30 protein-coding genes and 1 tRNA gene are annotated in these 25,968 nt (G+C 62.6%); 21 read left to right on the top strand and 10 right to left on the bottom strand.

Annotated elements, in window-relative coordinates; all coding sequences use genetic code 11:
• Nucleotides 1-126 precede the first annotated feature (126 nt).
• A complete protein-coding gene (locus tag MMG94_RS12820; protein ID WP_016921043.1) occupies nucleotides 127-681 on the bottom strand; it encodes a sigma-70 family RNA polymerase sigma factor in 555 nt (184 codons plus the stop codon).
• Nucleotides 678-935: a NepR family anti-sigma factor gene (locus MMG94_RS12815; protein WP_016921044.1), complete on the bottom strand. Its 258-nt coding sequence runs from the start codon at nucleotides 933-935 to the stop codon at nucleotides 678-680. The genes MMG94_RS12820 and MMG94_RS12815 overlap by 4 nt, the downstream gene beginning before the upstream one ends.
• A 180-nt stretch (nucleotides 936-1,115) precedes the next feature.
• Between MMG94_RS12815 and MMG94_RS12810 the strand changes: the two genes are divergently transcribed.
• From MMG94_RS12810 to MMG94_RS12790, 5 genes are all read left to right on the top strand, one after another.
• A complete protein-coding gene (locus tag MMG94_RS12810; RefSeq protein ID WP_026016411.1) occupies nucleotides 1,116-1,910 on the top strand; it encodes a response regulator in 795 nt (264 codons plus the stop codon).
• 117 nt (nucleotides 1,911-2,027) lie between these two features.
• A complete protein-coding gene (locus MMG94_RS12805; protein WP_016921046.1) occupies nucleotides 2,028-2,564 on the top strand; it encodes a Dps family protein in 537 nt (178 codons plus the stop codon).
• Between the two features lie 89 nt (nucleotides 2,565-2,653).
• Nucleotides 2,654-3,442 (top strand): hypothetical protein, encoded by a 789-nt coding sequence (locus tag MMG94_RS12800; protein WP_026016413.1) that lies wholly within the window; start codon nucleotides 2,654-2,656, stop codon nucleotides 3,440-3,442.
• A 128-nt stretch (nucleotides 3,443-3,570) separates the two neighbouring features.
• Entirely contained in the window at nucleotides 3,571-3,777 is a 207-nt protein-coding gene (locus tag MMG94_RS12795; RefSeq protein ID WP_026016414.1) for a hypothetical protein, read from the top strand.
• An 81-nt stretch (nucleotides 3,778-3,858) separates the two neighbouring features.
• Nucleotides 3,859-5,589, top strand: a complete 1,731-nt coding sequence (locus MMG94_RS12790; protein WP_016921049.1) for an adenylate/guanylate cyclase domain-containing protein — start codon at nucleotides 3,859-3,861, stop codon at nucleotides 5,587-5,589.
• 68 nt (nucleotides 5,590-5,657) lie between these two features.
• Here MMG94_RS12790 and MMG94_RS12785 read toward each other — a convergent pair whose 3' ends face one another.
• The gene (locus MMG94_RS12785; protein WP_016921050.1) at nucleotides 5,658-5,861 is read right to left on the bottom strand and encodes a hypothetical protein; all 204 of its coding nucleotides are present in this window, start codon (nucleotides 5,859-5,861) and stop codon (nucleotides 5,658-5,660) included.
• A 100-nt stretch (nucleotides 5,862-5,961) separates the two neighbouring features.
• Here MMG94_RS12785 and MMG94_RS12780 point away from each other — a divergent pair, with 100 nt between their 5' ends.
• The 5 genes from MMG94_RS12780 to MMG94_RS12760 all read left to right on the top strand — a co-directional run bounded on the left by MMG94_RS12780 (nucleotide 5,962) and on the right by MMG94_RS12760 (nucleotide 8,638).
• Nucleotides 5,962-6,210, top strand: coding sequence for a hypothetical protein (locus MMG94_RS12780; RefSeq protein ID WP_154419747.1), 249 nt, complete (start codon nucleotides 5,962-5,964; stop codon nucleotides 6,208-6,210).
• A gap of 104 nt (nucleotides 6,211-6,314) precedes the next feature.
• Nucleotides 6,315-6,827, top strand: a complete 513-nt coding sequence (locus MMG94_RS12775; protein ID WP_016921052.1) for a hypothetical protein — start codon at nucleotides 6,315-6,317, stop codon at nucleotides 6,825-6,827.
• A 95-nt stretch (nucleotides 6,828-6,922) separates the two neighbouring features.
• The gene (locus MMG94_RS12770) at nucleotides 6,923-7,054 is read left to right on the top strand and encodes a hypothetical protein (RefSeq protein ID WP_016921053.1); all 132 of its coding nucleotides are present in this window, start codon (nucleotides 6,923-6,925) and stop codon (nucleotides 7,052-7,054) included.
• Between the two features lie 78 nt (nucleotides 7,055-7,132).
• A complete protein-coding gene (locus tag MMG94_RS12765; RefSeq protein WP_016921054.1) occupies nucleotides 7,133-7,834 on the top strand; it encodes a hypothetical protein in 702 nt (233 codons plus the stop codon).
• Between the two features lie 72 nt (nucleotides 7,835-7,906).
• On the top strand, nucleotides 7,907-8,638 hold the full coding sequence (locus MMG94_RS12760; RefSeq protein ID WP_016921055.1) for a DUF4339 domain-containing protein: 732 nt from the start codon (nucleotides 7,907-7,909) through the stop codon (nucleotides 8,636-8,638).
• Between the two features lie 19 nt (nucleotides 8,639-8,657).
• Here MMG94_RS12760 and MMG94_RS12755 read toward each other — a convergent pair whose 3' ends face one another.
• Complete coding sequence (locus MMG94_RS12755; protein WP_016921056.1) at nucleotides 8,658-9,179, bottom strand: cysteine dioxygenase family protein; 522 nt, start codon at nucleotides 9,177-9,179, stop codon at nucleotides 8,658-8,660.
• A 202-nt stretch (nucleotides 9,180-9,381) separates the two neighbouring features.
• Here MMG94_RS12755 and MMG94_RS12750 point away from each other — a divergent pair, with 202 nt between their 5' ends.
• Nucleotides 9,382-9,723, top strand: a complete 342-nt coding sequence (locus MMG94_RS12750; protein ID WP_016921057.1) for a hypothetical protein — start codon at nucleotides 9,382-9,384, stop codon at nucleotides 9,721-9,723.
• Nucleotides 9,724-9,854: 131 nt separating this feature from the next.
• Nucleotides 9,855-12,005, top strand: a complete 2,151-nt coding sequence (locus MMG94_RS12745; RefSeq protein WP_016921058.1) for a family 1 glycosylhydrolase — start codon at nucleotides 9,855-9,857, stop codon at nucleotides 12,003-12,005.
• Nucleotides 12,006-12,063: 58 nt separating this feature from the next.
• Here the strand turns inward: MMG94_RS12745 and MMG94_RS12740 are convergent, their stop codons facing one another.
• Nucleotides 12,064-13,563, bottom strand: a complete 1,500-nt coding sequence (locus MMG94_RS12740; protein WP_081495699.1) for a S10 family peptidase — start codon at nucleotides 13,561-13,563, stop codon at nucleotides 12,064-12,066.
• A 344-nt stretch (nucleotides 13,564-13,907) separates the two neighbouring features.
• Nucleotides 13,908-14,162, bottom strand: coding sequence for a malic enzyme-like NAD(P)-binding protein (locus tag MMG94_RS12735; protein ID WP_016921062.1), 255 nt, complete (start codon nucleotides 14,160-14,162; stop codon nucleotides 13,908-13,910).
• Between the two features lie 168 nt (nucleotides 14,163-14,330).
• Here MMG94_RS12735 and MMG94_RS12730 point away from each other — a divergent pair, with 168 nt between their 5' ends.
• The gene (locus MMG94_RS12730; RefSeq protein WP_026016416.1) at nucleotides 14,331-16,055 is read left to right on the top strand and encodes an MEDS domain-containing protein; all 1,725 of its coding nucleotides are present in this window, start codon (nucleotides 14,331-14,333) and stop codon (nucleotides 16,053-16,055) included.
• Nucleotides 16,056-16,206: 151 nt separating this feature from the next.
• Here MMG94_RS12730 and glpK read toward each other — a convergent pair whose 3' ends face one another.
• Entirely contained in the window at nucleotides 16,207-17,700 is a 1,494-nt protein-coding gene (glpK, locus tag MMG94_RS12725) for a glycerol kinase GlpK (RefSeq protein WP_016921063.1), read from the bottom strand.
• A gap of 104 nt (nucleotides 17,701-17,804) precedes the next feature.
• Here glpK and MMG94_RS12720 point away from each other — a divergent pair, with 104 nt between their 5' ends.
• The 3 genes from MMG94_RS12720 (at nucleotide 17,805) to bfr (ending at nucleotide 19,094) form a co-directional block, all read left to right on the top strand.
• Entirely contained in the window at nucleotides 17,805-18,125 is a 321-nt protein-coding gene (locus MMG94_RS12720) for a hypothetical protein (protein WP_193787611.1), read from the top strand.
• A gap of 230 nt (nucleotides 18,126-18,355) precedes the next feature.
• Entirely contained in the window at nucleotides 18,356-18,592 is a 237-nt protein-coding gene (locus MMG94_RS12715; protein WP_016921065.1) for a (2Fe-2S)-binding protein, read from the top strand.
• A gap of 25 nt (nucleotides 18,593-18,617) precedes the next feature.
• Complete coding sequence (gene bfr / locus MMG94_RS12710) at nucleotides 18,618-19,094, top strand: bacterioferritin (protein WP_016921066.1); 477 nt, start codon at nucleotides 18,618-18,620, stop codon at nucleotides 19,092-19,094.
• A gap of 151 nt (nucleotides 19,095-19,245) precedes the next feature.
• On the opposite strand, the gene MMG94_RS12705 is transcribed toward bfr, so the two are convergent.
• The gene (locus MMG94_RS12705; RefSeq protein ID WP_016921068.1) at nucleotides 19,246-19,863 is read right to left on the bottom strand and encodes a helix-turn-helix domain-containing protein; all 618 of its coding nucleotides are present in this window, start codon (nucleotides 19,861-19,863) and stop codon (nucleotides 19,246-19,248) included.
• Between the two features lie 179 nt (nucleotides 19,864-20,042).
• On the opposite strand from MMG94_RS12705, the gene MMG94_RS12700 reads away from it, so the two are divergent.
• Nucleotides 20,043-20,894, top strand: coding sequence for a UDP-2,3-diacylglucosamine diphosphatase (locus MMG94_RS12700; protein WP_051001147.1), 852 nt, complete (start codon nucleotides 20,043-20,045; stop codon nucleotides 20,892-20,894).
• On the top strand, nucleotides 20,894-21,982 hold the full coding sequence (locus tag MMG94_RS12695; RefSeq protein ID WP_016921070.1) for a glycosyltransferase family 4 protein: 1,089 nt from the start codon (nucleotides 20,894-20,896) through the stop codon (nucleotides 21,980-21,982). The genes MMG94_RS12700 and MMG94_RS12695 overlap by 1 nt, the downstream gene beginning before the upstream one ends.
• Here MMG94_RS12695 and MMG94_RS12690 read toward each other — a convergent pair.
• The gene (locus MMG94_RS12690; RefSeq protein WP_016921071.1) at nucleotides 21,932-22,483 is read right to left on the bottom strand and encodes a hypothetical protein; all 552 of its coding nucleotides are present in this window, start codon (nucleotides 22,481-22,483) and stop codon (nucleotides 21,932-21,934) included. The two genes, MMG94_RS12695 and MMG94_RS12690, sit on opposite strands and share 51 nt — an antisense overlap.
• Nucleotides 22,484-22,569: 86 nt before the next feature.
• Here MMG94_RS12690 and MMG94_RS12685 point away from each other — a divergent pair, with 86 nt between their 5' ends.
• Nucleotides 22,570-23,352 (top strand): HesA/MoeB/ThiF family protein, encoded by a 783-nt coding sequence (locus MMG94_RS12685; RefSeq protein WP_016921072.1) that lies wholly within the window; start codon nucleotides 22,570-22,572, stop codon nucleotides 23,350-23,352.
• Here MMG94_RS12685 and MMG94_RS12680 read toward each other — a convergent pair.
• Nucleotides 23,336-23,689, bottom strand: coding sequence for a RidA family protein (locus MMG94_RS12680; RefSeq protein ID WP_016921073.1), 354 nt, complete (start codon nucleotides 23,687-23,689; stop codon nucleotides 23,336-23,338). The genes MMG94_RS12685 and MMG94_RS12680 overlap by 17 nt on opposite strands.
• A gap of 128 nt (nucleotides 23,690-23,817) precedes the next feature.
• Here MMG94_RS12680 and MMG94_RS12675 point away from each other — a divergent pair.
• A tRNA-Phe gene (locus MMG94_RS12675) sits at nucleotides 23,818-23,893 on the top strand.
• Between the two features lie 201 nt (nucleotides 23,894-24,094).
• On the top strand, nucleotides 24,095-25,402 hold the full coding sequence (locus MMG94_RS12670) for a tyrosine-type recombinase/integrase (RefSeq protein ID WP_040579419.1): 1,308 nt from the start codon (nucleotides 24,095-24,097) through the stop codon (nucleotides 25,400-25,402).
• The last annotated feature ends 566 nt before the right edge of the window (nucleotides 25,403-25,968 follow it).

Raw genomic sequence — 25,968 nt, 5'->3', positions numbered from 1 at the left:
TTTCTGTTTCGCGAGACGGCGCGGCGCTCCTCTCCCGCGAAGACAGAAACTAGCGAGGCCTTCGCCGGGTTCCCAAAAAGCGCGAAGCCGCCGAAATTTTCGAAGCCCTTTCAACTTGAACCATGTTTAAAGGGCCTTTGTGCTCTTGCGGGCGGCGAGGCCGGTCAAAGTGGGGTCGTCGTCTATCTCATGCGCGCCGCTGAGGCCAAGATGTTCGGCGAGCTTGGCGCGGGCGCGATTGAGCCGGCTCTTCACGGTGCCGACGGCGATGTTGCAGATCTGCGCCGCTTCTTCATAAGAAAGCTCGGTAATGCCGATCATCAGCAGGATTTCGCGATGCTCCGGCGCGAGTTTGTTGAGCGCTTTCTGAACGTCCTGCATCGTTACGTTCGATTCCTGCCCGCCCTTGACGGGAATTTGCTCGGCAAGAACGTTGTCGCTGTCCTGAACCTCGCGGGAGCGTTTACGATATTGAGAGAAATAAGTGTTGCGCAGGATCGTCACCAGCCAGGCGCGGAAATTGGTGCCCGGCTGGAAACTGTCCGAGTGGGACCACGCTTTGACAAGCGTGTCCTGGACGAGATCGTCCGCAACGCTATATGAGCCGGAGAGGGATATGGCGAAGGCCCGCAGATACGGGATCTGCGCCACCATCTGCTCTCCGAACGTCGCGTCAGTCATTTCTTCTCGCGCTGTATGGCTTCGAGCTGGGCGAGCAGCACGACGAATTTATCCGGGATCGGCTGGTGAATCAGGTCATCGCAGAACGAGCGCAGGACACGCCCCAATTGTTCCTGGATATGCGGTTCGAGAAAGGCGATCTCCGCGCCGTCGACGACGTCGTCGACAATCTGGCGCGCGTCGGCGACTTGGCGCGTTTCGGCGATTTCCGCCTTTGGCGCTTTCGCCTCCTCTCGTTCTTTGCCTTGAGTCATCTAAATCCTCTGGACATTCGTCCGTGCGGACGAATGTCCTATCAAGCGCCTTCGCTTCAGGCGCCTCAAAATAGGCAACCCGGTGGAGGCGTAAACGTTCCAGATTGAAGTGGTGGATTTCTATCCCGGCGCGACGTTATGCTCAACGTCGGCTCGCTCCCCAGACCGCAGGGTGTCGTCATGAACATCTCACGCGAGATCGCTCCGCATCTTCCTTATCTGCGCCGGTTTGCGCGCGCCCTTTGCGGCTCGCAGAAGAGCGGCGACGCCTATGTCGTGGCGACGCTCGAAGCGCTGATCGCCGACATAGACGCCTTCCCGTCGAACATGTCCGCGAAGGTCGGGCTTTATCATCTTTTCATGGCGTCCTGGTCGTCGATCGCCCTCAATGTGGACGATCGGCCGGAGGATGACGACGAGACTTCGCCGGCGCAGCGCAATGTCAGCCTGCTGACTCCGCGTTCGCGCCAAGCCTTTCTGCTGCGCACGGTCGAGGGGTTTTCGGCGGAGGACGTCGCGGACATTCTCTCGGTCTCGCCGCCGGAGGTGGACGCGCTCATTTCGCAGGCGGGACGGGAAATCGCCGAGCGCGTCGCGACCGACGTTCTCATCATCGAGGATGAGGCGCTGATCGCTCAGGATATAGAATTCATCGCCCGGGACCTCGGCCATCAGGTGATCGGCGTCGCCCGAACCCACAGGGAGGCGGTCGAACTCGCCAAGTCCAGGCGGCCCGGTTTGATTCTCGCCGACATACAATTGGCGGACGGCAGCTCGGGGCTGAACGCCGTCAATGAAATGCTGCGGAGCTTCGACTGCCCGGTCATCTTCATCACGGCCTTTCCGGAGCGCCTCCTTACCGGCGAACGGCCGGAGCCCGCATTTTTGATCAGCAAGCCATACAAGGTCGACACGGTGAAGGCGACGATCAGCCAGGCCCTTTTTTTCGAGCGCAAGGCGACCCGCGTCGCCTGAGGCTCCGGAAGCCCTCCGGGCGCCGCGCGGCGTCGCTCGTCATCAGCGCACAGGGAACAAGGACGCCGAAACGCGCGTTGTCGCGTAACGCTGGAGGCATCCCTGAAGGAGGCGCAAATGACCCTGAACGTCGCCGAAAGCCGCGACACTGAGCGCGCGTCGCTCAATACGCCGAGCGACCTTTCCCCGGAAGCGACGGCGGCGGTGGCTGAGCGCATCAACCGTCTCGTCGCGGACGCCTATGTTCTTTACGTCAAGACGAAGAACTTTCATTGGCATGTCAGCGGCCCTAATTTCCGCGACTTCCATGAAATGCTCGACGAGCAAAGCGAGCAGATCCTCGAATCGATCGATCCGCTGGCGGAGCGCTCGCGCAAGCTGGGGCAGCCCACGCTGCGTTCCCTGTCGCAAATCCTCGAATTCGCGTCGCTCGACGAGAATGAGAAGGATTTCGTTTCGCCCTACGAGATGCTTGTCGAACTGATGAACGACAACATCGCGATCGCCAAGTCGATGCGCGAGGCCCATGGCGTTTGCGACGATTGGGAAGACGTCGCGACGGCGAGCCTTTTGGAGCAATATATCGACGAAACCGAGAAGCGGACCTGGTTCCTTTTCGAGGCGGCGCGCGCCGCGGACGCGGGAGGGCGCTGACAGCCGCCTCTTGCCCCGGCGTCGCAAAGCCGCATAAGTTTCCGGCGAATGATTTGGGCCGGGCCGCGCGCGGCGCTGGGAAGGGCAAGATGGCGTCCGAACCGGAAAATTTCATCGGAACCGTGACGTCGCATTATGCGGCGGCGCGCGGGGTATTGTCGCGGGCTTCGGCCTTCCTCGCCAAGGTCACCTTCAAAATCCCGAAAGGCGGCTCGCCGGGCGAGACCATCGTCGAATTGGGAAAGAAATGGCCGCTCAGCGAGGAAGAGCGCCTCACGCTTCATATTCTCGTGCAGACGAAGCCGGGCGTCGCCTTTCTGGACGAAAAAATTCAGGGCATTAATCGCGCGGCCTTCCACCGCTCGGCCTTCGCGCTGAACGCGCTGGCGCAGCTTTTCTTCGTCGATGTGGCCGCGCAGCTCTATCTTTCCCTGCCGGCGCTGAAACTCGCGCTCTTCGCGGCCAATCTGCTGGTGGCGCTCACCGCGCATGGAGAGATGCGCGCCCTGTTCAAAGCCTTGATTGCGGGGCCGAACGCCTTGCCGCCCAAGCGGCGCTTTTTCGGCCTCTTTCCCAATCCGGAATATAATCGCGCGGTCAAGAAGCACTCGAAACATTACGCGCGCAGCGCGTGGAAGGAAAAGTCGCTCTATCGGCCTGCCTATTTCATCGACGCCGCCACGATTTTCCTTGGCGGGCAATTCATCCTTCCTCCCGAGAAGATCATCTTTCCCTTCGGCTTCATCATCGGCAAGGTGACGGGCCTCTTCACGACGCTGCTGACGATGTTCGACATCTGGCGCGGCGTACGCGCGGGCGAGGACGCCCGCGTCGCGAGGGAGCGGGAGATCGCCGTCTATCGCGATCTGGATATTTGAACCCGAGCGGCGCCTTTGGCGGAAATTGCCCGACAAAAGGCGGAAATGCGTCGCGCCGCGCGCCCGTCGCGGCGGATAATGTGGCTTTGTTGAAGAACGCCGAGCCGCGCGCCGCCAGGGGAGCCGCCATGACGAATATCGCGAACAGGAAAGCGTCGAAGTTTGAAGAGGGGAGCCAGAAACCCCTCTGGTTCGCCATAGCTGGTCTGCTTGTCGTCATCTTCAGCCGCAGCATGGCGGAAGAAATGATCGGCGACGTCGTCGCCATGGTCGGCGCAGCCTTCACTTTCCTCGGGCTTCTCTATTGGTTCATCCGCCCGCGCCACGGATTGTAAGCGCGCGAGGCGCGGGCGCGGCATTTCCGTAACGGTCCGGCGCGGGTTAAGGTCCAGAGGCTTTGCGCCGGAGGGGCCTTCATGTTTTCCGCTTCAATCAGACGCAAGATCATGGGCATCGCCCTGGCCTTGATCGTGCTGATGGCGATCACGTCAGTCGCGTCGCTCGTTTTGGTGCGCCGCGTGGGCGACCATTTCGAGGAATTGGCGTCCGGCTACATGCCGGCCTATGGCAATCTCGCGCGGGCGCATATCCGCTCCCTCGAGCGGGCGCTCGCCTTGCGTCGCATGGCGATCGAGACGCTCGCGCCCTCTACGGACAAGGAAAAGATCGAGACGCTTCGCAAGGCCGTCGCCGCCAAGGGGCAGGACGTCGAGCGCGAGGTCGCCGCCGCCCGCGCCGTGCTCGGCGCGCTCATCAAGGATGGCGGCGCGTTCGACGACCAGAAGACGCTGGTGCGGCTCGACGCTCATCTCGATTCCCTGATGAACGAGACGCGGCGATTTTTGTCCAATGAGATCGAAACGCTCCTGAAGGCGCTGGAGGCGGGAGACAGCCGCACCGTCGCGGAAGCGCTCGCGCGCGTCGATCAGTTTCGCGACGAGGTGAACAGGGGTTTTGAGTCCGTCCGCACTGAAATGCTTTCGCTCCTGCGCGGCGACGGCGCCGTGACCATCGGCGCCTTGCAGCAGGTCATGTGGATCGCCACGGCCCTGACTCTGCTCGCAGCGGCGCTCGGCGTGATCTTCTCGACGCTGGTGAGCGACGGCGTCACCGGCCCCGTGCGCCGCTTGCTGGACGGAACGCGCGCTGTCGAAGCCGGCGAGCTCGATCAGGTGATCGCGGTGACGACGCGCGATGAAATCGGCCATCTCACCGCCGCTTTCAACCGCATGGTCGAGCAGTTGCGCCTGAAGGAGCGCATCCTCGACACATTCGGCCGCTATATCGATCCGCGCGTCGTTCAGGGTCTGATCGACAAGCCGACGCTCGCGGCGGACGGTCAGCGGCGCGTCATGACGATCCTTTTTTGCGATCTCGCCGGCTTCACCGGAACAAGCGAGCGCATGACTCCGCAAGGGCTCGTGAAAATTCTCAATCGCTATTTCTCGACCATGTCCGAGCCCATTCGCGAGAATGACGGCGTCATCGACAAATATATCGGCGACGCGATCATGGCTTATTGGGGCCCGCCCTTCAACGAAGACGATGAGCAGACCGGACTCGCCTGTCTCGCCGCGCTCGACATGATGGCGCGCGTGGAAGAGCTGCGCAATTCCTTGCCGGAACTGCTCGGCATGCGCAACGCGCCCATCTCCATCGATCTGCGCATTGGCGTCGCCACGGGCGAAGCGCTTGTCGGCAGCATCGGCTCCGAGCAGATGATGAATTATACGGTGATCGGCGACACGGTGAATCTCGCCTCACGGCTCGAGGGCGCCTGCAAGCATTACGGCGTCCGCGCGCTCGTCGCCGAATCGACGGCGAAAGGCGCCGGAGAATTCATCGAGATTCGCGAGATCGACCGCGTCGCGATGGCGGGGCAGGGAAAGCCCGAGCGCATTTTCGAGATCATGGGACGCAAGGGCGCCCTCACCCGGGCGCAGAGCGAATTACGAGAAAATTACAGCGACGGCCTCGCCGCGTTTCGCCGGCGCGATTGGGACGGGGCGCGACGCGCATTTGCGGCCGCTCTCGCCGTCGCGCCGGAAGACGGCCCCTCACATGCGTTTCTGGCGCGGATCGACGAGATCGCGGCGTCGCCGCCCCGCGAAGATTGGGACGGCTCCTGGCGTTTCGATCAGAAATAGATTTGCGCCGCGATCTGTCCGGTCTTGTCGCAATCTGCTTCGAAGCGAAGCAGCCGCGTCGATCTTCGTCAGGCAGTCTCGATACGGGCGAAGCGGGCGCGACGCTCGAGATTGATCGGGCGCATGGCGCGCTTCGAGACGTTCCATCCCGCCCGGCGTTCGAGGCCAAATGTTGAAATCACGGCGTTTTGCGTAGCGGAGGCGCGCTTCGCCGTCAGCGCAGGCCGCGTTGCGTTCGGCGCGTCAAATTCGCGCCCAGACTTTTTTGTCATTGTCGAATCCTCCCGCCGATGCGCAACGATCCTTGCTTATCTCGTGCCAGATCGCACGCCTATTTTCCGGGCGTCGCTTTGCGAGCGAAAGAACCACGCAATGATGTTTTTCTTGGCGCCGTCATCACAGAGCTTGCGCTGCGGCACCCCTGTTTTCGGGTGCGTCAATGTGGTGGATTGCAACGGAGTCGGCGCTCCCCCACTTTGCGGCATGATCCGCCCGCAAATTTCCAACGCCATCGTCGCATCCGTCCTTTTCGCGGCCTTGGCGGCGGGAGCGATCCTGCTCATTCTCGGCGGGCCGGGGTTGCACCGCGCGGCTGCGGCGGCTGAAAAATGCTCGATATGAGTCCGTTTCCCGCGCCGCGCGGCTGATTGCGCGCAGCCGCGGCGACCGCCCCGCTTTTCGCAAGGGTCCGGCGTTCTATCTTCGAAGGAGAAAGGACAAAGCCGATGGCGACAATGTTCGGTTTCGCTCCCGCTGAGTGGAAGAAGGTCGTTCAATCTCCGCTTCTCGCAGGCTTCGCCGTCAGCGCCGCCGATCCGAGCGGATTTATCGGCCTGTTGCAGGAAGCCTTCGCGGCCGCGCGTTCGCTAAGCGAAGCGCGGGCGCAGGCGGGCGACGCCCTCATTCGCGCCGTCGCGGAAGAGTTGCTCACCTCCACGGGGCGCGCCGAAGCGCGTGAGGGCGTGCGCACAATCGCGCAAGGCGCGTCGCTGGACGACATAAAGCGGGGCGCGCTCGACGCCATGAAGGAGGTCGGGGCGATCGTCGACAGCAAGGCCGGCGAACATGCGCGCCCCTTCAAGGAATGGCTCGCGCAAGTCGCGCGGATGGTCGCCGAGGCCGGGCTTGAGGACACGTTTCTGGGTTTCGGCGGCATTCGTATGAGCGAGAAGGAGCGAGCCGCGCTCCATGAGATTTCGCAAGCGCTGGGGATAGAGGCGGCCGCACCCTCGGCGTGACGTTTCGCGCGGGAGGCGGGCTGACTCGTGCGGAGCCGCACAGTCGGCGCAAGGCTCGATCGTTAACAATTAGTTAACGAGAGAGGAGAAGGGCGATGAAAGCCGTCTTTGCCACCGGGGTGTTAGGGGCGATCGCCATCGCTTTGTTCACCGAGATCATGAATGTCGTCGTCACCGCCAGCGCGATGCAGCACGTCGCTTCCTATAACTCCTGGATGACTTTGTAATTCCTTGACCTGCGCGTGTCGCGCGGTCGAAAAGCGCGCTAATGTCCCTCTCTTCTTGCTGAGGGACGAGGCGACGGAATGTTCGACGGTTTCATGGCGCGAACGGGTTGCGGCGCGGCGGTTTTGGCGCTTTGCGTCGTCGGCGCCCGCGCGGAGCCGCATGTCTGGCCGGATGGTTTCCTTTCCCGCGTCGAACTGCTCGCGCTGATTCAGACGTTGAACTCTTCCCTCCTCGCGAGCCGCAGCGCGACGGCGACGCTCGAAAAATGGTGCGCAGACCATAAAATGTCCGGCGATCCGAAAATCGTCGCCCGACGGGTCCCCGGAGCCGAGAAAGCGCCGGGCGAAGAGACGAAGGCGCGCCTGCGGGTCGGCTCCGCCGCGGAGGTGAAATATCGCCGGGTGCAGCTCGCTTGCGGCGAACATGTCCTTTCGGAGGCTGATAATTGGTACGTGCCCGCCCGTCTGACGCCGGACATGAACCGAACGCTCGACGCGACGGATGCGCCTTTCGGCAAAGTCGTGGCCTCCTTGCAGCCCTTTCGCCGAACATTCGAGATGAAAATGCGCTGGTCGCCCTTGCCCGAGGGCTGGGAGCTGAACGCGAACGATACGGCTCTCGAAAAGGGGAGAGGCGCTCTCGCCGTGCCGCATGAGCTGTTCGAGCATGCCGCAATTCTCTATTCGGCGGATCAGACGCCGTTCTCCGAGGTGCACGAAACCTATATGGGCGAAGCGCTTGATTTCGACACGAAATCGCTCGGGCCGCGCAAAGAATAGCCGCACAGTTGGCATTTAAATGGAGGCGGCGGTCGTGCTAATGACTTCCGCCGTCGGACGAGGTGCGGATTTATGACGGAACAGTGGTATTGCGCCGAGAATGGCGAAAGCGTCGGGCCTCTTTCGACGCAGCAAGTGGCGGAGCGACTCGGCAAGGCGGCGAAGGGAAAGCCCTATCTCGTCTGGTCGCCGGGCATGTCTCAATGGTCCGACGCGCGCGTCCTGCCGCAATTCGCCCCGCGGGCGCCGGCGGCCGCGGCTCCGCCGCCGCAGAGAAAACTTTCACCGGAGCGGCGCCATGAGCTGGTCTCGCGCGCCCGGCACGAATTCATCTCCTATCTCGCCGTGTCGGGCTATCTCATGGTCTGGTTCAGCGCGGTGATGTTCTATAAAGCCACCATTCTGCGCAGCGTCGGAGTCGAATTCGCGCCCCTCGGCTTTGCGGTCGTCAAGGCGCTGATCCTGGGAAAATTCATTCTGGTTCTCGAAGCCGTAAAGCTCGGCGAGCGCCGGGCGAGCAATGAGATCCTCATCTGGCAAATCGTGAAGAAAGCGCTGCTCTTTACAGTCGCCCTCATCTTTCTCTCGCTCGTGGAGGAAGTGATCATGGGCCATTTCCACGGCAAGAGCGCCAGAGACGTCCTTAGCGAAATAGGCGGGGGATCGATCTCCCAAACTGTCGCGACGGGCATTTTGATGTTTCTGGTGCTGCTGCCCTATTTCGCCTTTCGCCGACTTGCGTTGGAGCTTGGGGCGCTGCCGGAGCTGCTTTTCACCCGGCGCGACCTCGGCAAAAAGCAATAGCGCGCATTCTTGCTCGGGTTCAGTCCCTTATGTCGGCCTGAATGGAGAAAATGTCGTAAGGCGGCGCGGATTGATCATTGGCGTAGCCGAAAGGCGCGCCTTTTTGTCCCGCCGCGCGACGGTCAAGTCGTCCGATCTCGCCGCCATAGACATGGATGGCGAGCGCGATCCGATCGTCATGCGCGTTCGACAGCCGGAAGCCGTCGCAGCGTCCCGATCTCAACGTTTCAACTGCGCCGGCGGAGATAAGTCGGGCGCCGACTGCGCCGTCGCTTGGGCGCCGCTCTATGGACCCGGCGACGCCGCCAGCGATCTCCCAGACGCCCGGCTGGTCGACGATGAGCGCCGCGCCTCCGGCCAAGACAGTGCTGACGACGCAGAAGCGCTCCATTCCGTCCCGGTAGATCTGAAACTGGCGTCCCGCGGCGGGCTCCGGCGCGGCGAAGACGGGGGGCAGCCAATCGTCGCTCGCGAGGAGGCGCGACAGGAGATCGCTCCCGATCATGAGAATCTCGCGCTCGCTTTCCGCAAGCTCGACCATGGATTGGATGTCCCAGATAAAGCGCCGCAATTCAGCAGGGACGGGTCCTCTCTCGTCTATCGGCACAACTTTCCCCCCGGAGCCGCGTGCGCGCAGCCCGGCCTCGTAAAAGCAATGATCGAGCCATGACGAAACGCAAAGCGGCACGGGATTTGATGACTTCCTAACGGTACGACAGGCGGAGGCCCGAGAGGCGCGAACGGTGAAGAAGGATTACATCCCCGAACTCAGCGAGGTTCGCATGGTGCGCCGTGCGCCGGAGCGGCCTTTCGCCTTATTGGGAGAAGACGCCCGCTACATCGAAACGTCCTTGCGGGATGTCGAGGCCGCTTTCGGTCTCGACGCTTTCGTCGGCGTTCCTTTCACAACGATTCCCGGCCGCGCCTTGATCGGACAATTGATCGATTGGTGGCGCGCGCTCGAACCGGTCGACCAGCGTCAACGCGAGGCTCATGCGCGCCTGCCCGGCGCCATTCGCCTGCTCGACACCGTTTCGTCTTTGATGGAAGAACGGGCGCAGCGGGATAAGCCCGACGCGCGCTGAACGGACCGCCGAAAACATTCTCGCCCTCCTGTCGCCAATTGCATGGCGAGAAGAGCGGTAAATTGTAAGGGAACGAAGCCCGCGCGCCGCAAGTTAATCGAAGATGCTTTGGTTGACGCGAGGATTTTCCTATGGAACTGCGCGATTATTCGCAAATTGAACTCTGGGGCGGGTTCGAGTGCTCCATTGTGAGAATAGGCGAAACCGCCCGCGATCAGCTTGCGGAGACAGGTCATCTGGGCCGCTCATGCGATTTTGAATCGGTCGCCGCGCTGGGATTGAAGACGGTGCGTTATCCGCTTCTTTGGGAATCTGTCTCGCCCGAGCGGCCGGACGCTTTCGACTGGCGCGGACATGACGAGCGGTTCCAGAAGATCAGGGAGCTCGGGATGACCCCGGTCGTGGGACTGGTGCATCATGGCAGCGGCCCAAGCTACACCGATCTTCTCGATCCCCATTTTCCCAGGCTTCTCGCCGCTTACGCCCGGAAGGTCGCCGAGCGGCTCCCCTGGGTGGAGAACTTCACGCCCATCAACGAACCTCTGACGACGGCGCGTTTCAGCGGCCTTTACGGCCATTGGTGGCCGCACAAATCGGATGACGCTTCGTTTCTTCGCGCGCTTGTTCACCAATGCGCGGCGGTTCTTTTGTCGATGGAGGCGATCCGGGAAGTAACGCCGCAAGCGAAGCTGGTGCAGACGGAAGATCTGGGCAAGACCTTTTCAACCCCGCTTCTCGACGATCAGGCCGCTTATGAAAACCAGCGGCGATGGCTCAGCCTCGATCTTCTGTGCGGGCGGATCGACAAGCGCCATCCCTGGTGGAGAATCTTCCGAGAACGCGGCGTCACGGAAGCTGAGCTCTCTCTATTTTTGGACAGGCCGTGCGCGCCAGACCTCGTCGGCGTCAATCATTATCTGACAAGCGAGCGCTATCTGGACGAGCGGGTGGAAATCTATCCGCCGCATCTTCACGGCGGAAACGGCCGGCGCCGCTACGCCGATGCGGAAGCCGTGCGGATCGGGGCGCTCGACGGAGACACGGGGCCGGCGGCGCGGCTCAAAGAGGTTTGGGACCGTTACGGATTGCCGATCGCGATAACGGAAGCCCATCACGGCTGTTCGAGAGACGAGCAGTTGCGGTGGCTGATGGACGTCTATCGCGCTGCGACGACGCTCAAACGGGAAGGCGTGGACATCAGAGCGGTGACGATATGGTCGCTCTTCGGCGCCTTTGACTGGAATTCCCTACTGGTGCGCAAAGCGGGTCATTACGAGCCCGGCGCATTCGACGTGAGAAGCGCAAAGCCGCGACCGACGGCGCTCGCCAAAGCGGCGGCTTCGCTCGCGGCCGCCGGCGATTACGATCATCCCATTCTCGACGCGCCGGGATGGTGGAAGCGGGACAATCGTCATTACGCGCGGGCGCCGCGATCCGCGCCGCGCCGCAGCGAAGGCCGCCGCCTTCTCGCCGTCACCGGCGCGACGGGCACTTTGGGGCGCGCCATTTCGCGCATCTGCGAATCGCGCGGCCTCGAACATGTTCTTCTGTCGCGCGCCGACATGGACATCGCCGAAGAAGCCTCCGTCAAACGCAAACTGGAGAAGGTCCGGCCGTGGGCCGTCATCAACGCCGCCGGCTATGTCGACGTCGCCAGGGCGCATCGCGAAAGCGACCGCTGCATGCGTGAAAATGCGCGCGGACCGGAGACTCTCGCGCGCGCGACGAGCGCTTTGGGCGTCCCTTTCGTCACCTTCTCGTCCGACCTTGTCTTCGACGGGCTTTTAGGACGGGCCTATCGGGAACCCGACGCGACGTCGCCGCTTTGCGTTTACGGGCTCAGCAAGGCGGAAGCGGAGCGCCGCGTCGCCGCCGCGCATCGAGACGCGCTCATCATCCGGACCAGCGCATTTTTCGGACCCTGGGACCAGTTCAACTTCGCCTTCGCGACGCTCGCGAGATTGAGAGCCGGCAAGGCGGTTCACGCCAGCGCGCATATGAGCGTCACCCCGACCTATGTGCCGGACCTCGTTCACATCGCGCTCGATTTGCTGATCGACGGCGAGACCGGCGTCTGGCATCTCGCCAATCGGGGCTGCTGCAACTGGTACGATTTCGCATTGAGGCTCGCCGACGAGGCGCGTTTGCCGAAAGCGCTCGTCCTTCCTAAAAGCGGCATGCGTCGGGACACCTCGCTCGACAGCGCGCGCGGCGCGCTCATGCCGTCGCTCGACAACGCCGTCAGCCGTTTCTTCGAAGACGAGCGGCGGCTTTCCGCCTGAGAGCTTGAATCAATGCGCCCCGCCGATATGCGCAGCTCCGACCGCGCGCGCCTTTCCGTCAATGTCGTTCGATGAGCTTGCGGGCTTCGTCACGCATCCGCGCGCGTCCCTCGTCGCGCAGATAGGGCATATGCCCGCCCGCGGTCACGACAAGCCGCACGCGGTCGGCGTCGCCATAGGCGGGAAGTTGGTCGAGAATGAGCCTCGTCGCGAAATAGGGAATGACGAGATCCGCGACGCCCTGGAGTACGACGATCTTGAGCCGGGGATCGAGCGCCAGGGCGTCGCGCATATCGGACAGCGCCTCCGCATTGGCTCGGCCGCCATGGCCGAAATCCCAGTGACGCGCGATCCGCCCGTCCAGAATGGCGTAACGCGCGTCGCCGATCGGCCAGGCGAGCTTTTCCTGCGTCAAAAGCGTCATGGCGGCGCCGAGCGGCGCGCGCCAGGCGTCGAGCACGGGATCCGCCCAATCGCCGCCGGGCGCGAATGGATCGGGGTCGTAGCCTTCCACGCCGCCGTCATAGGCGCTGACGATGCGCTGTTCGTTGCGCTTGCGCTCCCGGCTGAAGCTTTTCGCGTCGACGCGCGCGCCCAGCCGCGCCACGAAATTTCGATCGAGAGCAGTAAAGCGCGCGACAGCCTCGCTCATGCGCGATTGCGCTTGAGGATCTTTCGGACCCTTGAGAAGATCGACGACATAGTCTGCGGCCGCATAGGCCTCAACGTCGGCGAGCTGCCCGCGATCGCGCGCATTGCGGGCGACCGCGGCGAGGGACGGCAGCAGGGCCGCGTAAGACAGAGGCGGGCGCCCGCCCTGCAGCCATGTGAAATCCAGGGCCGGCGAGACCAGGAAAAGACCGTCGACGCCGATATTCTCTCTTTCCCTCAACGGCGCGAGCAGTTTGACGGCGCGAAATCCGCCATAGCTTTCGCCGACAATATATTTCGGCGAAGTCAATCGTCCCCGCGCCGTCAGCCATTTGCGGATCACAACCGCGAGCGCTTCGGCGTCTCCGTCCACGGAGAAGAAGCGTTTCTCGACATCGTCTTTCTCCGAGAGAAATTTGCTGTAGCCCGTCCCGGGCGGATCGATGAAGACGAGATCGCCGAAAGCGAGCCATGTCTCCGCATTGTCCAGCAAGACAGGCGTTAGGGAAGGCGACGGCGTTTCCGGCGGAAAGCGCAGCCGCCAGGGCGAGATTGCGCCGAGCCCGAGCCAGGCCGAGGCGGCGCCGGGGCCGCCATTGAAGATGAAGACCACCGGGCGTCCGCTCGCCTCTATTCCGCTGCGCTCATATGAGACGTAAGCGACATCCGCCTGCGGCGCCTCGGTTTTGGCGTCCTTGAGCCGGATGGCCCCGGCCCGGGCGGTGAAGGCGATCTTCTCTCCCTGCAGAGCGATCGCGTGAGAAGTGACCGCTTCCGGCGGAAGGCCGCGCGTCTGAGATTGCTGCTCGGCGGCTTTCGCGTTTGGCGGCGGCGCTTCGGCGAGGACCGGAGCGCATAAACTCATCGTCAGAGCCAAAACCGCGGCGGTCCCAGTGAAGTGCGACATCGCCCATCCTTATGCTCGAGCCGTTTCCTGCTTTCGGTTATATAGAGACGCGAAGGCGAATGGCCGAGACGCGAAAGCGCGACGGCGAGACGCCCGGCGGCATGATTGGCGATGGCGGCCGCTTTCTTCAACATTGCGTAAAAAGCGATCATTTCGCGCGGGCGAAAAATCGGACATTGCGCGCTCGCTCCGACTCATAGACCGGACGACAGGCGCGCTCGCGAATGAGCGCGCCGACATCCGCCGGATGAGGCGCCCGTGCAGGCCCCTTGTCGAAAATATACGTCGCCACCCGTTCGGCGACGTGAAGCGAAGCGTCGAGAATGTGGCTCTGCGGGAGTAGATCAGCCCGAGGCGAGGTTTTCTTCGGTGATCTGCTCCGCGACGGCCTTCGCCGGGAAGATGTAGACATTGTCGCCCTGGTCCGGGATGAATTTCCGGCCCGCGATCTCGACAGGCGGGAAGGGGCTGCCGCTTGCCAGCGCGTCATGAGGCGCACCGACGAAAATTCGTAAAATCCTAACGGCGTCGATCAGAATCGCGGCGACCGGCCACGCGCCCAAAGGCGCGCCAAAGCCGTTCTCTGCGTCCGGAATCATACTCAAGCCAAAATTGGAGAGAAAAGGAGAGGCGGCATGAAAAGGGGAAAGCTTTGCTATTCCGCCTGAATCGGAGCAAGCGAGAAATCTTGAGCTGGCGAGACTGCTTGCAAAGATAAAAAGGCGTGAGGCGGGCGAACGGCTTAGCGGAATCTTCGGGGGAGTCCGGTGGACGATTATATCGCAAATTGCCGCCCGGCTTTTTTTTCCCGGCAACTGAGAAAGTCCGGTCTGGAGCTCGTCGGCGAGGTGCCGTGGGGCACGCATTTTTGCTTACTCTATCGCACCGCGGAGGAACTGTTCGAGGTTCTTCAGGCCTATTTCGCCGAAGGGCTCGCCGCAAATGAATCCTGCATGTGGGTCACCTCCGACGCCTTCGGCGTCGAGGAAGCTGAAGCGGCGCTGCGATCGACGGTTCCCAACCTCGACGCCTTCATCGCGTCGGGTCAGATGGAGATAATCGATCACGCCGACTGGTATCTTCGCGATGGCGTATTCGACGGCGACCACGTGCTCGATGGATGGGCGAACAAATTGGCGATTGCGACGGCGCGCGGCTTTGAAGGCTTGCGACTTACGGGCGATACATTCTGGTTGCAGAGGCAATCATGGCAAGGGTTTATGCATTATGAAGCGATGTGCGACGAAGTTATCGGCGCAAATCGGATACTCGCTTTGTGCGCTTATCCCTTGCTGAAGTCCACGCCTCCCGAGACCTTCGAGATTATCGCAAATCATGATTTTGCGATCCTGAAGGAAGGGGGGCGCTGGCTCTCGTTCAGGAGCAACAATCGTCAGCGGCTCAGGCAGGCGCTGCGAGAGAGCGAAGGGCGGCAGAACGCGATTTTGGAAGCTGTTCAGGACGCGATCATCGCTTTTGACAGCGAAGGCGCGATCTACACGATCAACGCCGCGGGCTTTCGCATCTTTGGATACGAGGCTAGCGAATTATTGGGCGCAAATATTTGCGTTGCGCTACCGGAAAAGTCGGTCGCCGACCTTGCGCCTCGCCCGGGGCAAAGCGCCCATGTCTGCAAAGTGACGCAAGGGCGACGCAAGAATGGCGAGACCTTCCCTGTCGAAATCACCGTTGCGGCGACCCGGTATAACAACGCGCCCCTGCTTGTCGCCAGCATCCGAGACCTGACTGAGAAACATCACGCCGAGGCGCGTCTCAAGCGCATACAGATCGATCGCCTGGCCGCGATGGGCGCCATCGCGGCGGGCCTCGCTCACGAACTGAATCAGCCCCTGGCGGCGACGAAAACTTACCTGAAAGTCGCCGAACGCCTCATCGAGGCGCCGCCTCTCGAACATTCCGTCAGCGTCGAAGAAGCCCTGGCGCGCGCCGCCGCGCAGGTGGATCGCGCGGGACGCATCGTCAGCAGCTTGCGCGGTCTGACCTCCGACGCGGAGCCGGACAAAACCATCCAGAATCTGCACCGATTGATCGAACAAAGCTGTGAAGAATTTGCAAGAGCGTTCGAGGAGAATGACATCCAGCTTATCTTGGAAATGGGAGCCCGCGACGATCGCGTCCTCGTCGATGGGATGCAGATTCGACAGGTCCTCACGAATTTATTCAAGAACAGCATGGAAGCGATGGCGAAAGCGGAAGCCAAACGACTGACCGTCTCAACCATCGTCGAAGGCGAAAAAATTCAGGTCGATATTGCGGATACGGGGCCTGGCGTTTCGGATGAAGTCAGAGACCAGCTTTTCGATCCGTTGCCTTCGACAAAGGATGGAGGAATGGGGATCGGTTTGCCGATGTCGCGCGTCATTGTCGAAGCCCATGATGGAACGATCTCGCAGCGCCCAAACCCCGAAGGCGGGGCCATTCTGAGTTTCACATTGCCGCTGTTCGAATCGATCCGAGGCGTCGCGGGCTGAAGGCACAGCTCACTTTCCGGGCATGAATTCCGCGACGCGAACCGGGTCTTTCGCGCACAGCTTGCAGCATGGACGCAACGTCCCGGCGTGGATGGCCGGGACAGGCCTGGCCGTGACGGCTGGCCTTGATGGAAAGGTGGCAGACCTTCGTTCACGCCCACCCCAATGACCGCTCGACGGCCTTCTCCCATGACGCGATCAGCCGCGCGCGCTCGTCACTCGTCATCGCCGGCTCGAAGCGTCTCTCCGCGCGCCAATGTTGCGCGACATCCTCCACGCTCTTGAAAAATCCCACCGCCAACCCCGCCGCGTAAGCCGCGCCGAGCGACGTTGTTTCGAGATGGCGCGGGCGCACCACGGGCGCGTCGAGAAGGTCGGATTGAAACTGCATCAGCAGATCATTCGCCGCCATGCCGCCATCGACTTTCAGGTCGCGGATGGCGACGCCCGAGTCCGTCTCCATTGCGGCGAGGACTTCGCGCGTCTGATAGGCTGCGGCCTCGAGCGCCGCGCGGGCGATGTGGCCCTTATTGGAAAAGCGCGTGAGGCCCGCAATGATCCCGCGCGCGTCGCCGCGCCAGCGGGGGGCATAGAGGCCGGAGAAGGCGGGAACGAAATAGACGCCGCCATTGTCGGGGACCGTCTTCGCCAGCGCCTCGATCTCATGGCTCGATGAGATGAGCCCGAGATTGTCGCGCAGCCATTGCACCAGCGCGCCGGCGATGGCGATGGAGCCTTCGAGCGCATAGGTCGGCTTCGCGGCGCCGAGCTTGTAGCCGAGCGTCGTAAGGAGGCCGGCTTTCGAGACATGCGGCGTCTCGCCCGTATTCATCAGCAGGAAGCAGCCCGTGCCATAAGTGTTCTTCGCCGCGCCGGGCGAAAGGCAGGCCTGGCCCAGCAGCGCCGCATGCTGGTCGCCGAGCGCGCCGGAGAGCGGAACGCCGGGGAGGGGATCGACGCAAGGACCATAGACCTCGCTTGAGGAGACAATCTCCGGAAGACAGGCGCGGGGAATGTCGAAGAGCGACAGAAGCGCGTCGTCCCAGTCGAGCGTCGATAAGTTCATCAGTTGCGTGCGCGACGCGTTCGTCGCATCTGTGACATGGCGGCCGCCCGCCGCCCCGCCGGTCAAATTCCAGATGAGCCACGAGTCGATCGTGCCGAACAGCGCCTCGCCGCGTTCGGCTTTTTCGCGCGCGCCGGGAATGTTTTTGATGAGCCAGACGAGCTTCAGCGCCGAGAAATAGGTTGCGAGCGGCAGGCCCGTCTTCGCGCGGACGTCGTCGCCGACGCCTTGCGCCGCGAAGCGATCGACGAGCGATTGCGTGCGCGTATCCATCCAGACGAGCGCATTGTGAAGCGGCGCGCCGGTCGCGCGGTCCCACAGCAGGCTCGTCTCGCGCTGGTTGGTGGCGCCGACGGCCGCGAGGTCGCGCGGCGAAAGACGCGCTTTCTCCAGCGCGCCGGCAATGGCGGCTTTCGTATTGGCGAGAATTTCCGCCGCGTCGTGTTCGACCCAGCCAGGGCGCGGATAGATCTGCGCATGTTCGCGCTGGTCGAAGGCGCGGATCTCGCCCGCCTCGTCCACGATGACGAAGCGCGTGCTCGTCGTGCCCTGATCGATCGCGCCAATGACCTGCGGCATGGGATGAACCTTGGTTGCTTAATGGCCTGTGAATGGAGGCTTCAGCCTCGGTTCAACGCGCGCGGCGCATATTCGTCTTGTCGATTGGGGCAGGAGAATGCGTCATGAAATCCGTGATCGTCAAAATGTCGTTCGTCTTTCTCGCCGCCGCCGGCGTTTCGGCGGTCGGCTCGACTTCCGCGCTGGCCTTCGGCGCGATTGACCGCGGCGTCGCCGTCAGCGTCGCGCCAAAGGTCGAAAAAGTCTGGTGCGGCCCCTATGGCTGCGGCTGGGGCGGGGGCGGTGGAGGCGGCGGCTATGGTTATGGCTGGCGCCCGCATCCGCGCCCCTGGGGCTATGGCGGCTCCGCCTGGCGCCCGCGTCCCTGGGGAGGGGGCTGGGGCTATCGTCCCTGGGGCGGCTCCGGCTGGGGCTCGAATTGGTGACGAGGCGACGCGGCCGCAGCGTTTTGACGCTGCGGCCTTTTTACCTTCGGGACCCTTGTCCAGCGTGGAAGATTTCCAAATTTCGAATCATCGGCACATGGCTTGCGACGTCCATCGCGGCAGCCAGATCGATGTCGGGAAACCGACAAAGGCTGGTTGCAAAACCGGGGAAACGTTGTAACCTACTGATGTAAAAGGTAGTTTGCAATCGTTCCAAACTAGGCGAAGCTATGATCGTCTGTTCCTGCAACGTCCTCTCCGACCGTGATGTGCGCGAAACCGTGACGGCGCGTTCCGACCGTCCTTCCGTCGCCTCGGTCTTCCGCAGCATGGGATGCGAAGCGAAATGCGGCCGCTGCGTGCGCAGCATCGTCGCGATCGTCGATCAGCATTCCGCGGCGAGGCTGGACGAATGCGGCGGAAACAGCGATTGTGACAGCTGCCGCGCCGACGGACTGGCGGCGTGATCATGGCTATGGAAAGGGATTGCACATGCGCGGCGACGCGAAGGTTATCGAATATCTCAATCGCGGGCTGCGCGCAGAGCTGACGGCGGTCAATCAATATTGGCTGCATTATCGAATTTTCGACAATTGGGGCTTCAAGGAGCTCGCCGAAAAGTGGCGTAAGGAATCGATCGAGGAAATGCGCCATGCGGATGATTTCACCGCGCGCATTCTCTTTCTCGAAGGCTTCCCCAATATGCAGGTTCTTGATCCGCTGCGCATCGGCCAGACCGTCGAGGAGATCGTCGCCGCCGATCTTTCCACCGAGGTCGACGCGCGCGCCATGTATATCGAGGCGGCCGTCTATTGCGACTCCGTGAACGATCGCGTGTCGATGGAGCTTTTCGAGCGCATCGTGAAGAGCGAGGAAGAGCATATCGACTTCCTCGAGACGCAGCAGGAGCTGATCAAGCAGCTCGGCGTGCAGCTCTACAGCCAGAAGCACATCGGCCATCTTTCCTGATCAGGAAACGGCGCGCGCGCTCGGCGATGAAGCTCGCCGAGCGCGAGCCCGTTATTGAGCGGTCCGATTGGCCCCCCAGACGAAGCCGATCGCCGCGGCGAGCTCGGAGAGCCGGCGCTCGGCATGATCCTTCCAGTCCCGCGCCAAAGCGTTATTCCATCACGGCGGCTTTGAGGATGCAGACCATGGTCGCCTGCGCCGTCGCCTTGGCGACATTGCGGATGATATGCGGCCGGTCGCAGCGATAGCGCAGCGTTTCGCCCGCCTTCACCGTCTCCTTCACGCCCGCGACCTCGACTTCGAGTTCGCCCTCGCGCACGGAGAGGCTCTCCACCGAGCCGCGCTGATGCGGATCGGATTCGAGCGCGCCGCCGGGATCGGCCGAAAGCTCATAGACTTGGAGCCACTCCACCGTCTTGATCCAGCCGATGATGGCGAGCCGGCACTTTCCGTCGTCGGAGAGAAGGATCGGCGTATCCGCCTTGCTGGTCTTTTCGAGAAAGGGCTCGTCCTCGGTCGTCTGCAGCACGCGCTCGATCGAGACGTCGAGCGCCTGGGCGAGCCGCCAGATGGTCGCAAGCGTCGGATTGGTCTCGTTTCGCTCGATCTGGCTGATGATCGACTTGGCGACGCCCGATTGTTGCGAAAGCTCGGAAAGCGAGAGGTTGTAAGCTTTCCGCAGCCGCTGGATCGTCGCGCCGAGCTGGCCTGAAAGCGCCAGCGCCCCGGCCTCCAGAATCTTGTGCTTTTCCTTGCCTTCGACGCCCATCTGTCCTGCAAAGCTCCCGAAACCGGACGCCACTTTATCCGATTCCGTTCGAAATATCGAACGTTGCGAAGCGGCGTCAAATCCTCCAGAAGGGCGCTGTCATCTCACTGTGACCTGAATCTGTTGAAAGGCGTCGACCGAAAAAAGCGGGAGGCGAGGCGCTCATGGCCGAACAGCTCATGGTCGAACAGAAGCTGACGAATTTCCGCGCGTCGGCGGCGGAGCCCGAACCGAGGCTTTACCGCACGCTCTTCCTTTCCGACCTGCATCTCGGCGCCAGGGCGGCGCAGGCGCATCTCCTTCTCGATTTCCTCAAGCACAATGACGCCGAGACGATCTATCTCGTCGGCGATATTGTCGACGGCTGGAAGCTGCGCAAGGGCTGGCACTGGCCGCAGGCGCATAACGACGTCGTTCAGAAGATGCTTCGCAAGGCGCGCAAGGGCGCGCGCGTCATCTATGTGCCGGGCAATCACGACGAATTCGCGCGCGACTATACAGGTCTCACCTTTGGCGGCGTCGAGGTGGTGGACCACGCCATCCACGAGACGGCCGACGGCAAGAAATTGCTGGTCATTCACGGCGACCAGTTCGACATCGTCGTGCGCAACGCCCGCTGGCTCGCCTTCCTCGGCGACTGGGCCTATGACGTCGCCATCGCCGCCAATACCCATCTCAACCGTTTCCGCCGCCTGTTCGGCGTCGGCTACTGGTCCTTCTCCGCCTGGGCGAAACTCAAGGTCAAGGAAGCCGTGAATTTCATCGGCGATTTCGAGGAGACGCTCGCCGCCGAGGCGCGCCGCCGCGGGATCGACGGCGTGGTCTGCGGCCATATCCACCACGCCGCCGTCAAGACGATCGACGGCGTGATCTATGTGAACACCGGCGACTTCGTCGAAAGCTGCACGGCCATCGCCGAGCACGAAGACGGAACCTTCGAGATTCTGTACTGGCGGAAGACGGCCGCGGAACGCGACGCCGAACAGACGGCGATCAAGGCGCTCCCGGCGCCCCGCGCGGCCGCCGCATAATGAGGATCCTGATTGCGACAGACGCCTGGCGCCCCCAGGTCAACGGCGTCGTGCGTTCGCTCGAATCCGTCGCGGAGTCGGCGAAAGAGCTGGGCGCTGAGATCGATTTTCTCACCCCGCGCGATTTCCATTCCTTCCCAATGCCGACCTATCGCGAGATTTCGCTCGCTTTAGCGACGCCGCGCGCCGTGCGCCGGCGCCTCGATACGGGCTACGACCATATCCACATTGCGACGGAAGGCCCGATCGGCCTCGCCGCGCGCGCGGTCTGCCTGCGCGACAAGCGCGTCTTCACGACGAGCTTCCACACACGCTTTCCAGAATATATTCGCGCGCGAACCGGGCTGCCTGTGGCGCTCTCCTACGCCGCCCTGCGCCGCTTTCACAATGCGGGCTCCGGCGTCATGGTGTCGACGCCGAGCCTTGCGCAGGAGCTCGACGCGCGCGGTTTCCGCCGCCTGCTGCGCTGGTCGCGCGGCGTCGACCACGGCGTCTTCAATCCCGACGCCAGAATAGCCCTCGACCTGCCGCGGCCGATCTTCCTCTATGCGGGACGGCTCGCGGTCGAGAAAAATCTCGAGGCCTTTCTGGCGCTGGATCTGCCCGGAACGAAGCTCGTCGTCGGCGACGGACCGGCGCGCCCCTCGCTTGAGGCGCGATATCCCAACGCGACCTTCGTCGGCGTGAAGACGCCCGTCGAGCTCGCGGCGCTTTACGCCGCCTCCGACGTTTTCGTCTTCCCCAGCCGCACCGATACGTTCGGCATCGTCCTGCTCGAGGCGATGGCCTGCGGCCTGCCTGTCGCCGCCTATCCGGTGATGGGGCCGCTCGATGTCGTCGGCGGCAGCGGCGCCGGCATATTGGATGAAGACCTTCGCGCCGCCGCGCTGGCGGCGCTCGACATTCCGCGCGAAGCGGCGCGCGCCCATGCGCTGACCTTCACCTGGGAAAACTGCACGCGCCAGTTTCTCGACAATATCGTCTATGCCCGCGGCGCGGCGTCGCTCAGCGGCGCCGGGCGCGAGACGCTCAAAAACTCAGGCGAAAAGCGCGAAGCGGTCGATAAGGGGCAGACGGTCCAGCCATGAGAGCGCCGCGAGGCGCGCGTCCGGGCGGATGACGATCGGCTCCGGCGCGGGGGCATTCAACGCGGTGGACGGATGCGACGGCTCCCGCTCGCGCGCGGTCGCATTTTCGTGCGCTCTCGCCGGTCCAAGCGCCGGCTCGACCTCGGGCGTCGCCTGTTTCTCGATAATCGTCACGCCGCCGCCCGCGCCGCGGAATTCCTGCGCCAGCGCGTCGATCTGACCGCAGACAAAGTCCTCAACGCCGCTTTCGCGCAGCGACCAGGACAGCTCCGTGAGGCGATCCGCGAGCGAGAAAGCCTCCGCCGGCGCCAGCGCCCGCTGCGCCTCGAGCCGCGCCTCCAGGCGTTCGATCGCCGCGAGCATGCGGGCCCCCTCGGCGCCGCGCGCGCGGCGCGCATGTTCGGCCAGAAAGAGACGGCCGCGCGCCGTCGAGGCGACGGCCGCTTCGATCTCGTCATATTCGTCCGGCTGGAGACCGGGCGGCGGAGCCGCTATGGTCATGAAAAAGCCGCTTGCTGCCCCACGCCCGAATCGGCGCAAGTCGCAGCATCGCCAGCTCCACGTCCAATGCAAGCGCCGGAGACCTGATGAGCCTCTCTCCCGAGGAGATCGAACGTTACGCCCGCCACCTCGTGCTGCGCGAGATCGGCGGTCCAGGTCAGCAAAAACTCAAATCAGCGCGCGTACTTGTGATTGGCGCAGGCGGGCTCGGCGCGCCGCTCCTGCAATATCTCGCCGCCGCCGGCGTCGGCGTGATCGCGATTGTGGATAACGACACGGTTTCGCTCTCCAATCTGCAGCGCCAAATCATTCACGACACGAAAGGAATCGGCCGCCCGAAGGTCGAGAGCGCGAGGGAGGCGATCGGCCGGCTCAACCCGCATGTCCGCGTCGAGCCGCACGCCCTTCGTCTGACGCAGGAAAACGCCCGCGCGCTCATTTCCGGCTATGACGTCGTCGCCGACGGCTCGGACAATTTCGCGACGCGCTATCTCGTCTCGGATGCGTGCTTTTTCGAAAGAAAGCCGTTGGTGACGGCGGCCGTCGGCGGCTTCGACGCGTCGCTGACGACGCTGCGGCCCTTCGAGGCCGGGCCGGACGGCAAGCCGAATCCCACCTATCGCTGCCTCTTCCCTGAAGCCCCGCCGCCCGGGACCGCGCCGAGCTGCGAGGAGGCGGGGATTTTAGGGGCGCTCGCCGGCGTCGTCGGCGCGATGATGGCGCTCGAAGTCGTCCGCGAGATCGTCGGCTTCGGCGAGAGCCTCGTCGGCCGTCTGCTGCTGATCGACACGCTCGCCATGCGCTTGGAGACGCTGCGTTACGGATGGGACCCCGATAATCCCCTCAACGGGGCTACTTCGCCGCGATGACGGCGATTTCGACCTTGTAGTCCGGGGCCACGAGCCTGGCTTCGACGGTCGCCCGGGCGGGCGGATTGTCCTTGTCGACCCAGACGTCCCAGACGCCGTTCATCTCGGCGAAGGTCGAAATGTCGGAAAGGTAGATGGTGACGGAAAGGATCTTGGCCTTCTCGCTGCCGGCTTCCGCCAGAAGCTCGTCGATGAGGCCGAGAATTTCGCGCGTCTGGTCGGCGACCGAGCCGCCCTTGGTCTTCTCCGCCACCTGGCCCGCAGTATAGATCGCATTGCCCCGCACGACCGCTTTGCTCATGCGCGGACCCGCGCCAATTCGCCTGATATCGCTCATATTCCCTCCGGTTTCCGCCGGGTTTAGGGGAAGCCGGGGCCCACGGCAAGAAGCCCAAGAAAAGTTGCCCGAGCCGCTGGACAAGAGGCGGCCCCCTTTCTATAAGCCCCTCCACGCGCCGCGCGCGGGCCCAGGTAGCTCAGTTGGTAGAGCATGCGACTGAAAATCGCAGTGTCGGTGGTTCGATTCCGCCCCTGGGCACCATCCCCATCCTCCGAAATCCTGCTCTAAAATACGAAATTTCAATTATTTAAGGGAACCCAGCGGGCATCCCTCTCTTCGCTATTGTGCGCTCCGATATCCGACGACTTTCCTCCGCGCCCTTGCTGGCCCCTTGCTAGAAAGGGCGTTCGCCTCTACCTTCGCGACATTCGAAATGGCCATTTTCAACCCTTGAGCGTCACCATGCGCGACAGGATCACGAAGCGGACGGTCGAGGCGCTACAGCCACGCGAGCGCGACACTTTCCTGTGGGACAGCGAAATCCCCGGGTTCGGTTGCAAGGTCACGCCTAAGGGCGGCCGCATCTATCTCTTGCAGTACAGCCGAAACGGTCGCGACCATCGTGTCACCATCGGGCGGCATGGAATCGAATTCACAGCCGAGCAGGCGCGCAACGAGTCGCGGCGCCTGCGCGGACTCATCGCCTCGGGCGGCAATCCCGCGCTCGACCGATCACGTGACCGCGCCATGCCGACCGTCGCAGACCTGGGCGAGCGATACATCGAAGAATATGCGCGCCCTCACAAGAAGCCGTCCGGCCTCGCCCAGGATCGTCGAAATCTCGATAACCACGTCAACCCGCTCATCGGCTCGCTCAAAGTCTCAGAAGTAGAGCGCGAGGACGTGGCGCGCGTCATGCGCGACGTTGCAGCAGGTAAGACAGCGAAAGACGAGAAGACGAAGCGTCAGGGACGGCGCATCGTTCGGGGCGGCGAAATCGTCGCCAATCGCGTTCAAGCGCTCTTGTCGAAGATGTTCGAATTGGCCGAGGACTGGAAATACCGTCCTGCGGGCTCCAACCCATGCCGCGGAGCGAAGCGCTTTGCGGAGCACAAAATCGAAAGATTCCTCTCAACTGACGAATTAATTCGTCTCGGAGAGGCGTTAGTTGCCGCAGAGGAGGGTCGTCTTCTCCTTGATCCCGATCATGCGATGTCAACGGTTCCAAGGAAACCCAAGCGCGGCGGCCAGATGCGAACGGGCCCGCGTTCTGAAAATCCATATGCTGTCGCCGTCATCCGGCTACTTTTACTCACCGGGTGCCGGCTTGGAGAAATTCTGGGCCTAAAGTGGTCCCATGTCGATTTCGAGCGTCGCCTGTTGCTCCTGCCAGACAGCAAGACCGGCGCAAAGACCGTCTACTTGTCAGAGCCCGCTCTGCAAATCCTGAAGGGCGTTGTGCGTATCGACGGCAGCCCACATGTGTTCCCCGGCAAACCACCCTCGGAGCCGCTTGGATCAATTCGAAAGCCGTGGGAGCATATCTGCAAAGCTGCACGGCTCAATAATTTGAGATTGCACGACCTGCGCCACAGCTTCGCCAGTGTCGGCGCCGCGAGTGGGCTCAGTCTGCCCATGATTGGCGCTCTACTCGGACATTCACAGCCCACAACCACAGCCCGCTATGCGCACCTTGCTGCATCCCCACTCCATGAGGCGGCGGATGCTATTGCGGCTCAGATCACAAGTGCCATGAACCAACCCGGATGATTAATTTCACCCGAGTGGTGCGAGCCCCCATTTCTGCGCGCGCGGCCACCCGCTCAAAAAGCGATCGCGAGGATACCGCGAGCACTGTCGAGCCTATGATGGATTGGAGAAAAAAGTCTAATATTTCATATATTTGAGTCGCCGCGTGTGCAGTTCGTGTGCACTGACTGTTCGCTTCTTCTTCTTCCACGATAACGCGCGCAATGACGCGCTGTCGCGCAATCGGATCCGATCAAGGCAGATTCGAACGCCCCCCACTCGATTGTTCAAACACCACCTAACGATTTGATTTTCCAGTCAAATGTATTCTCTAACGGCGAGAACGCCGACACTCATACCGTCAAAATTCTACGCTTTTGATTTTGCAGAGTTTTTCGCCGGAAAATTTTTTTCGTGGCTTCAGCATCTATCGCGATGAGGAGTGAGCAAATGTTTTGCTCAAACTGCTCCCGGAGCAGAGATCCCTCATCAAACAACTACCGTCAATCGGCCTAACGAACCGGCGTCTGGCCGCTCCGCACGAATGCATCGAAGGCCTGTCGTCTCTTCGCTGCGGAAGACTGAGC

It is taken from the genome of Methylocystis parvus OBBP, from assembly GCF_027571405.1.
Lineage (GTDB): Bacteria > Pseudomonadota > Alphaproteobacteria > Rhizobiales > Beijerinckiaceae > Methylocystis > Methylocystis parva.
This window is presented reverse-complemented; position numbering and strand designations above follow the sequence as displayed.

What these genes read in the sequence shown, in the direction of transcription:
- MMG94_RS12820 (WP_016921043.1), bottom strand. Translation starts at nt 681, where the DNA reads ATGACTGACGCGACGTTCGGAGAGCAGATGGTGGCGCAGATCCCGTAT.
- MMG94_RS12815 (WP_016921044.1), bottom strand. Translation starts at nt 935, where the DNA reads ATGACTCAAGGCAAAGAACGAGAGGAGGCGAAAGCGCCAAAGGCGGAA.
- MMG94_RS12810 (WP_026016411.1), top strand. Translation starts at nt 1,116, where the DNA reads ATGAACATCTCACGCGAGATCGCTCCGCATCTTCCTTATCTGCGCCGG.
- MMG94_RS12805 (WP_016921046.1), top strand. Translation starts at nt 2,028, where the DNA reads ATGACCCTGAACGTCGCCGAAAGCCGCGACACTGAGCGCGCGTCGCTC.
- MMG94_RS12800 (WP_026016413.1), top strand. Translation starts at nt 2,654, where the DNA reads ATGGCGTCCGAACCGGAAAATTTCATCGGAACCGTGACGTCGCATTAT.
- MMG94_RS12795 (WP_026016414.1), top strand. Translation starts at nt 3,571, where the DNA reads ATGACGAATATCGCGAACAGGAAAGCGTCGAAGTTTGAAGAGGGGAGC.
- MMG94_RS12790 (WP_016921049.1), top strand. Translation starts at nt 3,859, where the DNA reads ATGTTTTCCGCTTCAATCAGACGCAAGATCATGGGCATCGCCCTGGCC.
- MMG94_RS12785 (WP_016921050.1), bottom strand. Translation starts at nt 5,861, where the DNA reads ATGACAAAAAAGTCTGGGCGCGAATTTGACGCGCCGAACGCAACGCGG.
- MMG94_RS12780 (WP_154419747.1), top strand. Translation starts at nt 5,962, where the DNA reads ATGATGTTTTTCTTGGCGCCGTCATCACAGAGCTTGCGCTGCGGCACC.
- MMG94_RS12775 (WP_016921052.1), top strand. Translation starts at nt 6,315, where the DNA reads ATGGCGACAATGTTCGGTTTCGCTCCCGCTGAGTGGAAGAAGGTCGTT.
- MMG94_RS12770 (WP_016921053.1), top strand. Translation starts at nt 6,923, where the DNA reads ATGAAAGCCGTCTTTGCCACCGGGGTGTTAGGGGCGATCGCCATCGCT.
- MMG94_RS12765 (WP_016921054.1), top strand. Translation starts at nt 7,133, where the DNA reads ATGTTCGACGGTTTCATGGCGCGAACGGGTTGCGGCGCGGCGGTTTTG.
- MMG94_RS12760 (WP_016921055.1), top strand. Translation starts at nt 7,907, where the DNA reads ATGACGGAACAGTGGTATTGCGCCGAGAATGGCGAAAGCGTCGGGCCT.
- MMG94_RS12755 (WP_016921056.1), bottom strand. Translation starts at nt 9,179, where the DNA reads ATGGTCGAGCTTGCGGAAAGCGAGCGCGAGATTCTCATGATCGGGAGC.
- MMG94_RS12745 (WP_016921058.1), top strand. Translation starts at nt 9,855, where the DNA reads ATGGAACTGCGCGATTATTCGCAAATTGAACTCTGGGGCGGGTTCGAG.
- MMG94_RS12740 (WP_081495699.1), bottom strand. Translation starts at nt 13,563, where the DNA reads ATGTCGCACTTCACTGGGACCGCCGCGGTTTTGGCTCTGACGATGAGT.
- MMG94_RS12735 (WP_016921062.1), bottom strand. Translation starts at nt 14,162, where the DNA reads ATGATTCCGGACGCAGAGAACGGCTTTGGCGCGCCTTTGGGCGCGTGG.
- glpK (WP_016921063.1), bottom strand. Translation starts at nt 17,700, where the DNA reads ATGCCGCAGGTCATTGGCGCGATCGATCAGGGCACGACGAGCACGCGC.
- MMG94_RS12720 (WP_193787611.1), top strand. Translation starts at nt 17,805, where the DNA reads ATGAAATCCGTGATCGTCAAAATGTCGTTCGTCTTTCTCGCCGCCGCC.
- MMG94_RS12715 (WP_016921065.1), top strand. Translation starts at nt 18,356, where the DNA reads ATGATCGTCTGTTCCTGCAACGTCCTCTCCGACCGTGATGTGCGCGAA.
- bfr (WP_016921066.1), top strand. Translation starts at nt 18,618, where the DNA reads ATGCGCGGCGACGCGAAGGTTATCGAATATCTCAATCGCGGGCTGCGC.
- MMG94_RS12705 (WP_016921068.1), bottom strand. Translation starts at nt 19,863, where the DNA reads ATGGGCGTCGAAGGCAAGGAAAAGCACAAGATTCTGGAGGCCGGGGCG.
- MMG94_RS12700 (WP_051001147.1), top strand. Translation starts at nt 20,043, where the DNA reads ATGGTCGAACAGAAGCTGACGAATTTCCGCGCGTCGGCGGCGGAGCCC.
- MMG94_RS12695 (WP_016921070.1), top strand. Translation starts at nt 20,894, where the DNA reads ATGAGGATCCTGATTGCGACAGACGCCTGGCGCCCCCAGGTCAACGGC.
- MMG94_RS12690 (WP_016921071.1), bottom strand. Translation starts at nt 22,483, where the DNA reads ATGACCATAGCGGCTCCGCCGCCCGGTCTCCAGCCGGACGAATATGAC.
- MMG94_RS12685 (WP_016921072.1), top strand. Translation starts at nt 22,570, where the DNA reads ATGAGCCTCTCTCCCGAGGAGATCGAACGTTACGCCCGCCACCTCGTG.
- MMG94_RS12680 (WP_016921073.1), bottom strand. Translation starts at nt 23,689, where the DNA reads ATGAGCGATATCAGGCGAATTGGCGCGGGTCCGCGCATGAGCAAAGCG.
- MMG94_RS12670 (WP_040579419.1), top strand. Translation starts at nt 24,095, where the DNA reads ATGCGCGACAGGATCACGAAGCGGACGGTCGAGGCGCTACAGCCACGC.